Genomic DNA, 13,623 nt, shown 5'->3' with positions numbered 1-13,623 from the left:
CTAGAAGCTGGTCTGCGTCGGCAGATCGGTCTGCAGCAGGATGCCGTCTTGGATGGCCCGCTTGCGGAGCGCCACCTTGGTGCCCACGTCGTAGCCGGCGACGCGGTACTTCTCGCGGATCCGCTTGAGGTAGCTCTTCGCCGTCTCTTCGCTGATGCCGAGCTGGTACGCCACGGCCTTGACCGGCTCGCCGCCGCCGTAGAGGGCCATGACGCGACGCTCTTGAGCGCTGAGCTTCGGCACGCCCCCGACCTCGGCCGCGTTCAGGGCCAGGTCGAGCTCGGCCGAGATGTACGACTCGCCCTGCGACGCCGAGCGGATGGCCTCGACGATCATCTCGGCGTCCTCGCTCTTCACGAGGTAGCCGAGCGCGCCCGCGGCGAGTGCCTCGCGCACGACGTTCGGCTCGGAGTACGTGCTCATCAGCACGGTCTTGACACCGGTGGTCTTGAGCGTGTTGATCTTGAGCGAGATCGGGATGCTGTCTTTCAGATCGAGGTCGAGCAGGACGACGTCGACGGGGAACTCGGGGTGCGTCAGCAGCTCGGGCCACGAGGCCACGGCGGCGACGACGGAGATGTCGCCCGCCGCCCCGCGGATCCACTCGCTGAGCGCTCCGAGCAGCATCTTGTGGTCGTCGACCAGGGCCAGGCGGATGCGATCGTCGGTGTTCATCACGGGGTCCTTCTTTCTGGGGAGCTTGACCATCATGCTAGATGCCGGGGGAGGAGCGGTGCCGGCGACGCGGAGCGGCCACGCCGATCACAGTTCGGCCGGGTTGTCGACCAGGCACGAGACCTGCAGCCGCACGCTCTGCTCGTGGGTCGAGACGGTGTACTCGCCCACGCGCTCGAGTGCGCTCCAGGTGGCCGGGGTGACCCGGTTCCGGCGGATGCCGGTCGTGGCGACCACCACGGGGATCTCGACGCTGCGCCCGGCGAGCGAATGCGCGGTCGCGGTGACGGGCCCGAGGGTCAGCGTGATCGTCGTGCCGGGGGTGCGGCTCTTCGAGTCGCCGAGCAGCAGCCAGACGGCCTGCAGCAGACCGTCGCGCTGCGGCGGAGCGAGGAGGCCCGCGAGGGACGACGGGTCGGCGAGCGTGACCGATCGGCCCAGGTACTCGGACTCGGTGACGGCGTGGTGCAGCCAGGTCTCGCGCCGACCCTCGATGAGGTGCAGGCGCAGCTCGGTCGCGAGCGACGCGGCCTGCGACGCGACCTTGGGGGCCAGCGGCAACGGCACGTCGCCGCCCGCCACGCCGTCGAGCAGCTTCTCGGCGGCGAGGTCGAGTCGGGCGAGCTCGTCGCTCGCGAGCATGCCGACCGCGAAGCGCGGCTGCGAGACGTTGCTCTGCACCAGCACGCGATCGAGCTCGACCTGCACCATGCGGCGGAACCTCTGCAGCACGAGCGTCGCGACGGCGCTCGGCAGCACGGCGAGCGAGATCATGGCGATCTGCTGTGGCCCGGTGTCGGCGGTGATCGGGGTCGTCGCGAGGGTCATCGCGACGAAGGCGGCGAAGAGCAGGGTCGTGGCGACGACGATCTCGCGGGCGGGTCGCAGCGTGACGATCGGGAGGAGGCCGAAGCCGACGGCGACGCTGACCGTCGCGTAGGCGCCGACGTCACGCAGCGGGGCGATGGCCACGAAGTCGAGCGCGACGACCAGGGCGAGCACCACGGCGATGGCGGCGAACAGGCGACCCGTCAGTCGTTGGCCGCGGATGGTGACGAGCGCGGTCGTGACGACGAAGACCGCGATGTAGAGGAGCCATGCGGTGAGGACGGGGGCCACCGACGGGTAGTCGTCGAGGTGGCTGAAGAAGAAGATGAGGCCGTAGACGGCCTGCAGACCGGCGAGGACGGCGGCGCCGATGCCGAGATGGCCCGTGCCGAGGGTCGCCCCCGCGGCCCGGGCCTGACGCAGCGAGCGGGCCCCGGTCGAGCCGATCGGCAGTCCACGGGCAGCGCGACGCCCGCGGGTGACGCCGAGGGTGTTCTCGTCGACGTTCATCGCGGGGCCTCCAGGACGACGGTGGTGCCCGCGCCGGGCGACGAGAACAGGCGGGCGCTGCCGCCGACCTCGCGCAGGCGCCCGACGACGGACTCCTTGAAGCCGAGTCGCTCCTCGCTGACCCCGGCGAGGTCGAAGCCGACGCCGGCGTCGGTGACCATGGCCCGGACCATGCTCTCGTCGTGGATGATCGTGACGTGCGCCTCCGTCACGCCGGCGTGCCGGCGGACGTTCTCGAGGCACTCGGCGAGGGCGAGCAGGAACGCGTCGAGCACGTGGCTCGGCAGCAGCACCTGACCCGTGCCGTGCCAGCTGACCTCGAGGCCCATGCGGCCGAAGCGCTGCTTGACCGACTCGAGGGTCTGACCCAGAGGGTCCTCCTCGACGGTCTCGAGCGAGTACTCGCCCGACGCCTGCGGCTGCGGCGTGCCGCCGAGTCGGAGGTGCCTCAGCAGCCGCGCGTCTTCGGCGGCCTGGGCCTGCAGCGCCTGGGGCGTCACCCCGACCCCCGAGTGCGCCAGCAGCGTCAGCGTCGCCAGCACCGTGTCGTGCAGCAGTCGCGCCCCCTGTCTGCGCTGCGCCTCGGTCTCGCTGGCCTGACGCTCGGCACGGTGCGCGTTGCCGATGCTGTAGATCCGCCGCGCGGCGAGCGGCACGCTGCGGCCCAGCCAGACGCCGGTCACGAAGACGAGCACCCAGCCGAGCACGACCGCCGCGACCGGGTACGTGAGGAAGGATCCGGTGGCCGAGGCCACCAGTGCGACGGCGACGACGAAGGCCACGGCGGCGACCGCGACGCGGACCCGGCTCGACGAGAGGACGACGCAGAACGACGCCGTCGCCCCGCCGACGAGCGGGATGACGGCGGTCGCGAGGGCGGGGTCGGTCGGGTCGCCCGACGGCAGCAGGGCGACGAGGCTCACGGCGATGCCGGAGACGAGCCCGATCAGCACCCAGCGCGGGGCCGCCGACCGGCCGACCATCCAGAGGGACGCGATCAGGAGAGCGGCGAGCGGCACGATCGCGGCGAGGTGGAGGGGCTCGGTGACGCCGGGGATGGCCAGGGCGACCAGCGAGACGACCGCGCACGGGATGCCGAGGGCCCGGGCGGTGCTGCCGAGCAACCGGTCTCGCTCCTGCGCGAAGATGTCCATGCGGATCCCAGGTGTGCATCGGGTGTCGTTCATCCTGTCGGTTGACAGCAGACCCCATGCTTCCACACAGGACCCCCCGCCGGGGGGCGTACGCGCCGTTCAGTCGACGAGCAGTCGTCTCAGGTGACCGCCGACGGCCTCGTTCTCGATGAGGAACCCGTCGTGGCCGAACTCGCTCACGATGACCGCGGGCTCGTGCCCGTCGATGCCGTTCGCGAGATGGCGGGCGATGATGCGCTGGTCGGACACCGGGAACAGCCTGTCGCTGTCGATCCCGAGCACGAGCGTGCGGGCGGTGACGCGGTCGAGGGCGGCGGCGACCCCGCCCCGACCTCGGCCGACGTCGTGCGAGTTCATGGCGCCCAGCAGGCCCGCGTAGCTGCCGGCGTCGAACCGGCGCGTGAACTTGTTGCCGTGGAAGTCGAGGTAGCTCTCGACCTGGAACCGGCCCGGGCCGCCGAGGGGCGAGATCTCGCTCTGCCAGCTGCGGCCGAACCGGGCGTTGAGCTCGTCGGGTGAGCGGTAGTTGAGCAGGGCCATGCGCCGAGCGAGGGCGAGACCCCGGTAGGGCCCCTCGCCGTCTGGCGCGTCGTAGAAGTCGCCGTCGTGCCACGCGGCGTCCATGCGGATCGCCTCGTACTGCACCGTGTTGAGCGCGATCTGGTCGGCGCTGACGACCGGCGGGGCGGCGAGCACCGCCAGCCGATCGACCCGGTCGGGGTGCGACACGCCCCATTCGAGGGCGTGCATGCCGCCCATCGAGCCGCCGACGACGGCCGCCCAGCGTCCGATCCCGAGACGGTCGGCGAACGCCGCCTGCGCCTCGACCTGGTCGCGGATGGTCAGATGCGGGAACCTCGAACCCCACTCGACCGCGTCGGGTGCGAACGACGACGGCCCGGTGCTGCCCTGGCAGCCCCCGAGCATGTTCGGGGCGACGACGTGCCAGCGGTCGGTGTCGATCGCGAGACCGGGGCCGACCACGCCGTTCCACCAGCCCGCGGTCGGATGCCCCGGACCGGCGGCACCGCGCACGTGGCTGTCGCCGGTGAGGGCGTGCAGCAGCAGGATCGCGTTGCCGCGGTCGGCGTCGAGCTCGCCCCAGGTCTCGTAGGCGATCCGGGGGCGGGGGAGCACCGAGCCGCTCTCGAGCCCGAGATCGCCGAGGGTGACGAAGCGCCGGTCGCCGGGGTCGTCGCCGTCGCGCCACGCGCCGGTGACCGGCGGCCGCCCCAGCATCGCCAGGCGGGTCCGCTCGCTGACGACGCTCGACGGGACGGTGTCCTCGGGTGTGCTCTGCCAGTCCATCGATCCCATCCTGGTGGACCCGAGGAGGCGCGGTGCGATTGTTACCGCACCGCGCCTCCTGCAGGGTCCGGGTCAGCTGCTGCGGAGCGACTCGCGGGTGACTGCCCGGGCCGCGGCGAAGCCCGCCTCGAGGTCGGCCTTGAGGTCGTCGATGTTCTCGAGTCCGACCGAGAGTCGCACGAGACCCGGGGTGACGCCCGTGGTCAGCTGCTGCTCGGGGGTCAGCTGCGAGTGGGTCGTCGAGGCGGGGTGGATGACGAGACTGCGGACGTCGCCGATGTTCGCCAGGTGACTGAAGAGGCTCAGCCCGTCGACGAGCGCGCGGCCGGCGTCGACGCCGCCCTTGAGCTCGAACGAGAGCACGGCCCCGACGCCGCGGGGGGCGTACTTGTTGGCCGCGGCGTACCACGGGCTCGTCGGCAGGCCGGCGTAGTAGACGGCCGCGACGTCGGAGCGGGAGTCGAGCCACTCCGCGATCTCCTGTGCGTTCTGCACGTGGCGCTCGATGCGGAGGCTGAGGGTCTCGATGCCCTGGATGAGCGAGAACGCCGTGTCGGGGCTGTTCGAGGCGCCCAGGTCGCGCAGCAGCTGCACCCGCGCCTTGATGATGTACGCGAGGGGGTCGCCGACGGCCTGCGTGTAGACGGCGCCGTGGTACGACGGGTCGGGCTGCGTCAGCCCGGGGAACCTCTCGGCGTTCTCCGACCACGCGAACGCGCCGCCGTCGACGATGAAGCCGCCGATGACGGTGCCGTGCCCGCCGAGGAACTTCGTCGCCGAGTGCACGACGATGTCGGCGCCGTGCTCGAGGGGGCGGATCAGGTAGGGGGTCGCGATGGTGTTGTCGACGATCAGCGGGACGCCCTCGGCGTGGGCGACGCCCGACACCGTCTCGATGTCGAGGATGTTGATCTTCGGGTTGCCGATCGTCTCGGCGAAGAACAGCTTCGTGTTCGGGCGGACGGCGCGGCGCCACTCGTCGGGGTCGTCCTGGTTCTCGACGAACGTCGTCTCGATGCCGAGCTTCGCGAGCGTGTACTTGAAGAGGTTGTAGGTGCCGCCGTAGATCGACGACGACGAGACGATGTGGTCGCCCGCCTGCGCGATGTTCAGCACGGCGAAGGTCGACGCGGCCTGACCCGAGGCGACGAGCAGCGCGCCCGTGCCGCCCTCGAGCGCCGCGATGCGCTGCTCGACCACGTCGTGCGTGGGGTTCATGATGCGCGAGTAGATGTTGCCGTTCTCGGCGAGGGCGAAGAGGTCCTGTGCGTGCTGGGCGTCGCGGAAGACGTACGACGTCGTCTTGTAGATGGGGGTGGCGCGGGCGTGCGTCGTCGGGTCGGGCTGCGCCCCCGCGTGGATCTGCTGCGTCTCGAACTTCCAGGTGGACGTGTCGTCGCTCATGCTGTGCTCCTGCGGTCGGGGTCTGCGGCGGCCGATCGGCCGGACTGCGGTGCTGCAACGCTACGCAGGGCGCGCTGGGGCTGTCCACGCGGGCGGACACGCGACGTAACCCGGCGCGCTAGCGTCGACGGATGCCGGGTCGACCGGCGGAGCGTCGGCCGCGGCCGACCCGACGACGAGGAGCAGTGGATGACGAAGCGTGTCGTGGTGACGGGGGCCAGTTCGGGGATCGGTGCGGCGACGGTGCGGCTGTTCCGGCGACGCGGCTGGGACGTGATCGCCGTCGCCCGACGCGAGGAGCGCCTCCTCGACCTCGCCGCCGAGACCGGGGCGACCGCGTTCAGAGCGGATGTCACCGTGGACGCCGACGTGGCAGCGCTGCGCGAGCACGTCGAGTCGACCGGTCCGCTCCACGCGCTGGTCAACAACGCCGGGGGCGCCTTCGGGCTCGACAGCGTCGAGTCGGGATCGATCGACGACTGGCAGCGGATGTTCGACGTGAACGTGCTCGGGACGAAGCGGATGGTCTCGGCGCTGCTGCCGGCCCTCCGCCGGGGCGCCGACGCCGAGCGGGCGGGCGGCGCCGGGGGCGGCGCCGACATCGTGACCGTGACCTCGATCGCCGGTCACGTCGCCTACGAGAACGGCGGCGGCTACAACGCCTCGAAGTTCGCCGAGCACGCCCTGGTGGCGGTGCTGCGCCTCGAGCTCGCCGGAGAGCCGATCCGCGTGATCGAGATCGCACCGGGCATGGTGCACACCGAGGAGTTCTCGGTCAATCGGTTCGGCGGCGATCAGGGCCGGGCCGACGCCGTCTACACCGACGTCGAGGGGCCGCTCGTCGCCGACGACGTCGCCGAGGCGATCGTGCACTCGGTGGAGCTGCCGGCGCACGTCAACCTCGACCTCGTCACGCTGAAGCCGGTGGCCCAGGCCGCCCCGCACAAGGTCGTGAAGGGCCCGCTGCAGACACGGTGACACGCCGACGGCGGTCGTCGAGGGTGGTCGAGACGGGTGATTCGCGGACGATACGACGGATCACCCGTCGGTCTCCCGAGCAGTTTCGAGGCGTTCGCAGCCGGGTCCCGACCGCCCCCGGAGGGGGCTCGGCGACCCCCGGACGGGGGGCACGCGAGCGGCTCCCGTGCCCGGTCAGGCGGGTCCGCTCATCTCGAACTGAGTACCACTCAGTCGGTTTCGGGGGACAAGCCGTGTCCCCCCGATGTGCCCCGGCCGGGTCGACGATCGGCGCGGAAGCGATGGCACTCGGCCGCGCCGCACAGGGCGCAGTCGCTGCCGCGGCGGTAGTGCTCGTGCGCCTCGCGGGCGTGCCCGCAGACGCAGAGCGTGCTGTCTTCGTCGACTTTCCGCGCCATGGGGCTCCTCCGAGCATCGGTCCGATGTGCCGTCGTGCGACGGCGCCTCGGCGTGCCCTCGACTGTACCCACGACACCCGGGCCAGGGGCGTCGGCTCTCGTCGCCGACCGCCCGAGCGGGGGACAGCGGGCGGACGGGCCGTCGTTCGAGGGTGCGACGAGCGCCGTCCGGGTGAGGCGGCGGCCCGGGCACGACCGACGGAGGCCGACGGGCGACACGACGCGATCCCGGGTACTTGCGCTGCCTCGGATCGAGCGTAGGTTTGGTCTCACCCGACGGCGACGTCGTTCAGCCCGAAACTGATCGACCGAGCCCAGCTCTCCTGGCGTGAACCCGAAACTCCGCCCGTGCAGAGCTCCTCTCGCAACACCCCTTTGCCAGTTCGCTTACCCCTGCAAGGACCCCATGAACCAGGTGTTCCCCACGCCCGAAAACGGCGCCGCTCCCCGTATCTCCATCGTCGTCCCGGCACGGAACGAGGCCCGCAACCTCGAGATCGTCCTGCCGATGCTCCCGCTCGTGCACGAGGTGATCCTCGTCGACGGCAACTCGGTCGACGACACCATCGCCACGGCCCAGCGCGTCATGCCCGACATCAAGGTCGTCCGTCAGACCCGCAAGGGCAAGGGCAACGCGCTGGCCTGCGGCTTCGAGTCCGCGACCGGCGACATCATCGTCATGTTCGACGCCGACGGCTCGGCCGACCCGGCCGAGATCCCCCGCTTCGTCGAGGCGCTCACCTCGGGCGCCGACGTCGCCAAGGGCAGCCGCTTCGTCCACGGCGGCGGCAGCGAGGACATCACGCGCTTCCGTGCGCTCGGCAACTGGGGCCTCAACGCCCTGACCAACCTGCTGCTCGGCACCAAGTACACCGACCTCTGCTACGGCTACAACGCCTTCTGGGCCCGCATCGTCCCGAGCCTCGACCTGCTGCCGGCCGACCTCGCACCGCGCGCCGACGGTCAGATGCACAACGGCGACGGCTTCGAGATCGAGACCATCCTCAACTGCCGCATCGCCGCCCTCGGCTACGACATCGTCGAGGTCCCGAGCGTCGAGAAGCTCCGCATCCACGGCGTCAGCAACCTCAACGCGATCTCCGACGGATTCCGCGTGCTGCGCGTCATCCTGGAGGAGCGTCGTCGTCGCCCCTCGGCGGCCGCGCGTCTCCGTCGGTCGATCCGCGAGGCCGCCCTCACGTCGGCCGAGGCCACGAACGAGCCGGCGCCCGTCTTCGCCGTCGTCGACGGCGCCCGTCTGGACGCTCGACTCGGAGCCCGCCAGGACGTCGCGTGACCCAGCAGCCGACGACGGTCTCCGTCATCGTCTGCGCCTACACCGAAGACCGATGGGACGACCTGGTCGCCTCGGTGGAGTCCGTCCGCGGGCTCCCCGAGGCGCCCGAGGTGCTGCTGGTCGTCGATCACAACGACGGCCTGCTCGCCCGATCGCGCGATCGGTGGAGTGACGTCGTCGTGGCCGCCAACGAGTCCCGGCAGGGGCTCTCCGGCGCCCGCAACACGGGGGTGGCCCTGGCCTCGGGCGACATCGTCGCGTTCCTCGACGACGACGCCTCGGCCGACCCCGCGTGGCTGACGCACCTGCTCGGCCCGTTCGCCGACCCCCGCGTGGCCGGGGTCGGCGGGCACGCGACGCCCGTCTGGCCCGAGGGCGGCAACACGCTCTACCCGGCCGAGCTGCTCTGGATCGTCGGCTGCAGCCACCGCGGTCTGCCGACCCGGCTCTCGGACGTGCGGAACGTCATCGGCTGCTCGATGGCCTTCCGCCGCGACGCCGTCCTGTCGGTCGGCGGCTTCAACCTCGACACCGGGCGCGTCGGCACCATCCCCCTCGGGGGAGAGGAGACCGATCTCTGCATCCGGATCCGGCAGGCCGACCCGTCGGCGCGCATCGTCCTCGAACCGCGGGCCGACGTGCGTCACCACGTGACCGCCGGTCGCGTGACCTGGGCGTACCTCCGTCGCCGCTCCTTCTACGAGGGGGTGTCGAAGGCGGCGCTCAGCCGTCAGCTGGGCGCGTCCGACTCGCTCTCGAGCGAGTCCGCCTACCTGCGTCGCGACATCCCGCGCGCCGCGCTGCGCGAGCTCCGCTCGGTCGGCCGAGGAGGCGCGGGTCGTCTGGCCGCGCTCGTCACCGCGGTCGTCGCCACCGTCGCCGGCTACGCCCTCGGCAGCCTGCGCCGCGCCTCCCTGGCTCCCGTCGATCCCTCGGCCGGCCAGGTCCTCCCCGCTCGCGGATCGGCCCGTCCGGCGGCCGTCGGACCGACGGACGGCGCCCCGTGACCGATCTCCAGCTCGTCCGGCCGATGGCCGGCTCCGCCGCGCCCTCCTGGGGCGGTGCGCTCTGGGTCGGCGAGGTCGACGTCGACGAGCTGACCCGCCCCGGTGTCGGCGACGTCGTGCTGGCGGCCTCCGAGGGGCATCGGGCCGCCCGGCTGCTCGTCCGTCGAGGTCGCGCCGTGCTGGGCTTCGTCGAGGTCCCCGTGGTCGACGGGCGGATCCCGCTCGAGCTGCTCCGCTCCGAGGTGGCCGCGCTGGCGACGGTCGTCGTGCCCGTCGAGCCGATCCACCTGCCCTCGGTCACGGTCGTGCTGTGCACCCGCGACCGTCCGGGTCATCTCCGCGGCGCCCTGCGCAGCGTGCTCGAACTGGACTACCCCGAGTTCGACGTGGTGGTCGTCGACAACGCCGCCGCGACCACGGAGACCCGAGACCTCGTCCGCACCGAGTTCGACGACCCGCGCGTGCGCTACACGGCGGAGCCCGTCGCGGGCCTGTCGAGCGCGCGCAACGCGGGTCTCGCGGCCGCCACGGGCGAGATCGTCGCCTTCACCGACGACGACGTGATCGTCGATGCGCAGTGGCTGCACGGCCTCGCGTCGGGCTTCGCCCAGGGCGAGGACGTCGCCTGCGTGTCCGGGCTCGTGCCGAGCGGCGAACTGCGCACGCCCGTCCAGCGCTTCTTCGACGACCGGGTGTCGTGGTCGCAGAACACCACCACGCGCGTCTTCCGTCTCGACGAGCCGCCGGTCGACCTGCCGCTGTTCCCGTTCTCGGTCGGCGCGTTCGGCACCGGCGCCAACTTCGCCCTCCGTCGCCCGGTCGCCCTGCTGCTCGGCGGCTTCGACACCGCGTTCGGCGTCGGCACGCCGACAGGCGGAGGAGAGGACCTCGACGTCTTCACCCGCGTGCTGCTCGCCGGGCACGCCCTCGTCGTCGAGCCGTCGGCGCTCGTCTGGCACCGGCACCGCTCCGACCTCGGGGCCCTGCGCGTGCAGGCGAGGGGATACGGCACCGGGCTCGGCGCCTGGCTGACGAAGATCGCCCTCGACCCCGTGACCCTGCGGCTCGCGCTCCGCCGCGCCCCCGGGGCGATCCGGGTGCTGGCCGCGAAGCGCCGTGTCGAGGGGGCGCCCGCCGACGTCGACGGACCTTCGCGCGCCTCCTCGGCTCCGGTCGACGCCGACCTGACCCGCGAGATCGCCCGCACCGCCCGGCAGGAGCTGCTCTCCGTCGCGCTGGGGCCGATCCTGTACCTGCGTCAGCGGCGTCGTGGAGCCGGGCTGATGGGCCGTCGCAGCGCGGGCACCGGGCCGCGACGCACGACCGGCGCCGACCCCTCGGTCGCACGGCGGTCCGCATGACCGCCGTGACGAACGGCGCAGGGGGCTCCGTGCCGGCCTCGGTCGCCGACGTGCGCGTGCCCATCTCGGCCGTCGACCGACTCGGAGCCGGCGGATACATCGTCTCGGTCTTCGGCCCGATGACGCTGCCGTCGCGCGACGCGATCGCCGACGCCCTCTGGCGCATCGCCGCCGTCGGCCCCGACGCCCGGCTCGGACTCGTCGCGCTCGACGACCGCACCTGGGGCTTCGGCCTCGAGTCGCTCCGTGAACGATGCGACCTGATGGTCGTCGAAGCGCCCGAGTTCGCGAGCGGAGACGCGGGCGACGCGCTCGAGCGGCTGATCGGCCGGCTCGAGCCCGGGCCGCCCGTGCGCATCCTGCTGGCCGGCGACCGCCTCCTGATGATCCTCGACCACGGCGTCGTCGACGCGCGCTTCACGACCCGCCTGCCCCTCGCCCTGATCGAGGTCGCGACGGGTGGGGACATCCCGGCGTGGCTGACGGCCGAGAACGCCCGGAGACCGCTCTGGTCGGCGTTCGTCGAGACCTTCGCCAAGCACCCCGCCCGCGTCGCGACGCTCCTGCGGGTGCGCCGCGTCGAGACCCCCGTCGTGCCGCAGCGGGTGCCCGTCGAACGCCCGCTGATCGGCTGGACCGGCTCGACCGCCGTCGTCGTGGCGAACGGGACCCGCGAGACGTTCAAGGGGCTGCACGCCTGGCTGCGTCGGCGCGACGAGCCGGTGGCCTTCGGCGCGGGCGTCATCGTCGCGCTGCGGGCCGCCCTCGCCGCCGAGGGGCTGCGTCTCGGGCCGGACAGCGAGATGGTCTACGACGTCCGCGGGTACCTGCCCACCGGGGTCGAGGCCACGGGCAGCTTCGTCACGGGGATCCCCGTGACGGGCGGCGACGATCTCGTCGCGGTCGACCAGAGCCTGGCGCAGACAGCGGCGTCGGGGCGGCCTCTCGCCGCGCTGATGGCCGGTGCCGTCAAGGAGGCGCTGCGCCCGGCGCGTCGCCGTGCGCCCGGAGCCACACCGGCCAGGGCGAGGGCCAGGGTCGTCGTGAGCAACCTCGGGGTCAACCGCTCGCTGCAGTCCCTCCCGTGGGTGCGTGACGGGCGGGTCGTCGACACCGCGTCGGCCGTGCACCCCATCGCGCCCGAGACGGTCGCCGTGCAGCTCGTCGTGCTCGACGGACGGCTGCACGTGGCGGTGTCGTACAACGACACCTCGTTCGACCGCGACGCCGTGCGCCGCGCGGTGCAGGCGTTCGTCGACGACCCGGTGGGTCTGCTCGACGGGGTCGTCTCCCGCTAGTCGCCCTCGGGGCGGAGCAGCGCGGCGATGTCCTCGTCGACGAGCGTGCGGATGCGCTCGTCGCGCCCCTCGTCGTAGTCGGGCAGAGGCGAGGCGGCCCAGCCGAGGCGGTCGACGACCGTGCTGCCGACGTCGTCCCAGGCCCGGGCCCTCGCGGCCGCCACGAGCGACGCCACGAAGTCGTCGTCGGCGGCGCTCTCGGCGATGCGCGCCGCCAGCTCCTTGTGGGTGGCCTCGCGGAGGCGCAGCGCGTCGATGTCGTCGACCCGGTAGTCGAACTGGTGCCGTGACCGGCCGTACGACCGGTGCGTCCGCCGTCGGAGCGTCTTCAGCCGCGCGACGCCCTCTCGCTGCTCGGCCTCGAGCCGCGCCAGCTCGTCGCGGGCCGCCGTCGTCGCGACGTCGTCGTCGAACGGCAGATGCTCCTGCAGCGCCCTGACGATGACGGTGTTCGCGACGGCCACGACCGCGGCGGCGCGGACGATCAGGAACCCGTCGTCGACGGCGCGCTCGAGCGGGGTCGGGTCCGCTCGGCGGACGGGAAGGCCTGGCAGGTCGGGGAGCACCGGTGACGGATCCTCTCGGGTCCCCTCCGACCCTACCCACGCGGCCCTCCGCACGTAGGGTGAGGCGATGACCGCCCGCGACCCCGATCCCGTCTCCGACGTCGCCCCCGAGCTCTCCCGTCGGCCGTTCATCCGGCAGCACTGGGGCGGGCTCGCCTTCGCGCACTGGAGGGTCGAGCCCGACCGGGTCGCCCCGCTGCTGCCGCACGGCACGCGGCCCGACGTCTTCGACGGGTCGACCTGGGTCGGTCTGATCCCGTTCGAGCTGTCGCGGAGCGCCTTCGGGCCCTTTCCGCCGGTGCCGGTGCTGGGGACGTTCCTCGAGACCAACGTGCGGCTCTACTCGGTCGACGAGCAGGGGCGGCGCGGTGTCGTCTTCCGCACGCTCGAGGCGGAGCGCCTGCTGCCGGTGCTCGCCGCGAACGCGGGCCTGGGGCTGCCGTACCGCTGGGCCTCGATGACCCGCAGGAGGCGCGGGGGAGTCGTCGAGTACGCCTCGCGCAGGCACGGACCCGGCCCGCGACCGGCCACGCGCCTCCACGTCCGTCCGACCGACGAGGTCGTCGTCGGCGACCCCCTGGCCGACTTCCTCACGGCGCGCTGGGGCATGCACGTCGAGCGGGGCGGGACGACCCGGTTCTGGCCGAACGAGCACGGCGCGTGGCCGCTGCGGCGGGCCGAGCTGGTCGACCTCGACGACGAGCTGGTCGCCGACTCCGGTCTGCCCGGGGTCGCCGATCGGGAGCCCGACTCGCTGCTCTGGTCGGACGGCGTCGACACCGTCTTCGCGCCTCCCGGGGGTCGCTGGGTCGGGCCCTGACCCGGCGGTCTTCGCGGTC

At 72.7% G+C, this 13,623-nt stretch carries 12 protein-coding genes; 6 read left to right on the top strand and 6 right to left on the bottom strand.

Features of this window, described 5'->3' with window-relative positions:
• From ACZ6JE_RS06580 to ACZ6JE_RS06560, 5 genes are all read right to left on the bottom strand, one after another.
• The gene (locus ACZ6JE_RS06580) at positions 1-675 is read right to left on the bottom strand and encodes a response regulator (protein ID WP_464318548.1); all 675 of its coding nucleotides are present in this window, start codon (positions 673-675) and stop codon (positions 1-3) included.
• Positions 676-762: 87 nt separating this feature from the next.
• On the bottom strand, positions 763-2,013 hold the full coding sequence (locus ACZ6JE_RS06575) for a hypothetical protein (RefSeq protein ID WP_243214250.1): 1,251 nt from the start codon (positions 2,011-2,013) through the stop codon (positions 763-765).
• The gene (locus tag ACZ6JE_RS06570; protein ID WP_243214248.1) at positions 2,010-3,167 is read right to left on the bottom strand and encodes a sensor histidine kinase; all 1,158 of its coding nucleotides are present in this window, start codon (positions 3,165-3,167) and stop codon (positions 2,010-2,012) included. The genes ACZ6JE_RS06575 and ACZ6JE_RS06570 overlap by 4 nt, the downstream gene beginning before the upstream one ends.
• Before the next feature lie 99 nt (positions 3,168-3,266).
• Complete coding sequence (gene metX, locus ACZ6JE_RS06565; RefSeq protein WP_243214247.1) at positions 3,267-4,475, bottom strand: homoserine O-acetyltransferase MetX; 1,209 nt, start codon at positions 4,473-4,475, stop codon at positions 3,267-3,269.
• 72 nt (positions 4,476-4,547) lie between these two features.
• Positions 4,548-5,879, bottom strand: a complete 1,332-nt coding sequence (locus tag ACZ6JE_RS06560; protein WP_192058202.1) for a bifunctional o-acetylhomoserine/o-acetylserine sulfhydrylase — start codon at positions 5,877-5,879, stop codon at positions 4,548-4,550.
• A gap of 189 nt (positions 5,880-6,068) precedes the next feature.
• Here ACZ6JE_RS06560 and ACZ6JE_RS06555 point away from each other — a divergent pair, with 189 nt between their 5' ends.
• The 5 genes from ACZ6JE_RS06555 (at position 6,069) to ACZ6JE_RS06535 (ending at position 12,218) form a co-directional block, all read left to right on the top strand.
• Complete coding sequence (locus tag ACZ6JE_RS06555) at positions 6,069-6,857, top strand: SDR family oxidoreductase (RefSeq protein WP_192058200.1); 789 nt, start codon at positions 6,069-6,071, stop codon at positions 6,855-6,857.
• A gap of 804 nt (positions 6,858-7,661) precedes the next feature.
• Positions 7,662-8,552, top strand: coding sequence for a glycosyltransferase family 2 protein (locus ACZ6JE_RS06550; protein ID WP_192058198.1), 891 nt, complete (start codon positions 7,662-7,664; stop codon positions 8,550-8,552).
• Positions 8,549-9,559 (top strand): glycosyltransferase family 2 protein, encoded by a 1,011-nt coding sequence (locus ACZ6JE_RS06545; RefSeq protein ID WP_464318500.1) that lies wholly within the window; start codon positions 8,549-8,551, stop codon positions 9,557-9,559. The genes ACZ6JE_RS06550 and ACZ6JE_RS06545 overlap by 4 nt, the downstream gene beginning before the upstream one ends.
• The gene (locus ACZ6JE_RS06540) at positions 9,556-10,920 is read left to right on the top strand and encodes a glycosyltransferase family 2 protein (RefSeq protein ID WP_464318499.1); all 1,365 of its coding nucleotides are present in this window, start codon (positions 9,556-9,558) and stop codon (positions 10,918-10,920) included. Before ACZ6JE_RS06545 ends, ACZ6JE_RS06540 begins: the two co-directional genes overlap by 4 nt.
• A complete protein-coding gene (locus tag ACZ6JE_RS06535) occupies positions 10,917-12,218 on the top strand; it encodes a hypothetical protein (RefSeq protein WP_243214241.1) in 1,302 nt (433 codons plus the stop codon). The genes ACZ6JE_RS06540 and ACZ6JE_RS06535 overlap by 4 nt, the downstream gene beginning before the upstream one ends.
• Here ACZ6JE_RS06535 and ACZ6JE_RS06530 read toward each other — a convergent pair.
• Positions 12,215-12,784 carry a hypothetical protein gene (locus tag ACZ6JE_RS06530; protein WP_464318498.1) on the bottom strand — a complete coding sequence of 190 codons (570 nt, stop codon included), beginning with the start codon at positions 12,782-12,784 and terminating at the stop codon, positions 12,215-12,217. The two genes, ACZ6JE_RS06535 and ACZ6JE_RS06530, sit on opposite strands and share 4 nt — an antisense overlap.
• Before the next feature lie 67 nt (positions 12,785-12,851).
• Here ACZ6JE_RS06530 and ACZ6JE_RS06525 point away from each other — a divergent pair, with 67 nt between their 5' ends.
• The gene (locus ACZ6JE_RS06525) at positions 12,852-13,604 is read left to right on the top strand and encodes a YqjF family protein (protein WP_192058191.1); all 753 of its coding nucleotides are present in this window, start codon (positions 12,852-12,854) and stop codon (positions 13,602-13,604) included.
• Positions 13,605-13,623: the final 19 nt, after the last annotated feature.

Source organism: Frigoribacterium sp. AC759, assembly GCF_979256015.1.
The sequence above is the reverse complement of the archived record's forward strand: the minus strand, read 5'-3'. Positions and strand labels throughout refer to the sequence as shown.

What these genes read in the sequence shown, in the direction of transcription:
- ACZ6JE_RS06535 (WP_243214241.1), top strand. Translation starts at nt 10,917, where the DNA reads ATGACCGCCGTGACGAACGGCGCAGGGGGCTCCGTGCCGGCCTCGGTC.
- ACZ6JE_RS06555 (WP_192058200.1), top strand. Translation starts at nt 6,069, where the DNA reads ATGACGAAGCGTGTCGTGGTGACGGGGGCCAGTTCGGGGATCGGTGCG.
- ACZ6JE_RS06570 (WP_243214248.1), bottom strand. Translation starts at nt 3,167, where the DNA reads ATGGACATCTTCGCGCAGGAGCGAGACCGGTTGCTCGGCAGCACCGCC.
- ACZ6JE_RS06575 (WP_243214250.1), bottom strand. Translation starts at nt 2,013, where the DNA reads ATGAACGTCGACGAGAACACCCTCGGCGTCACCCGCGGGCGTCGCGCT.
- ACZ6JE_RS06525 (WP_192058191.1), top strand. Translation starts at nt 12,852, where the DNA reads ATGACCGCCCGCGACCCCGATCCCGTCTCCGACGTCGCCCCCGAGCTC.
- metX (WP_243214247.1), bottom strand. Translation starts at nt 4,475, where the DNA reads ATGGACTGGCAGAGCACACCCGAGGACACCGTCCCGTCGAGCGTCGTC.
- ACZ6JE_RS06550 (WP_192058198.1), top strand. Translation starts at nt 7,662, where the DNA reads ATGAACCAGGTGTTCCCCACGCCCGAAAACGGCGCCGCTCCCCGTATC.
- ACZ6JE_RS06580 (WP_464318548.1), bottom strand. Translation starts at nt 675, where the DNA reads ATGAACACCGACGATCGCATCCGCCTGGCCCTGGTCGACGACCACAAG.
- ACZ6JE_RS06560 (WP_192058202.1), bottom strand. Translation starts at nt 5,879, where the DNA reads ATGAGCGACGACACGTCCACCTGGAAGTTCGAGACGCAGCAGATCCAC.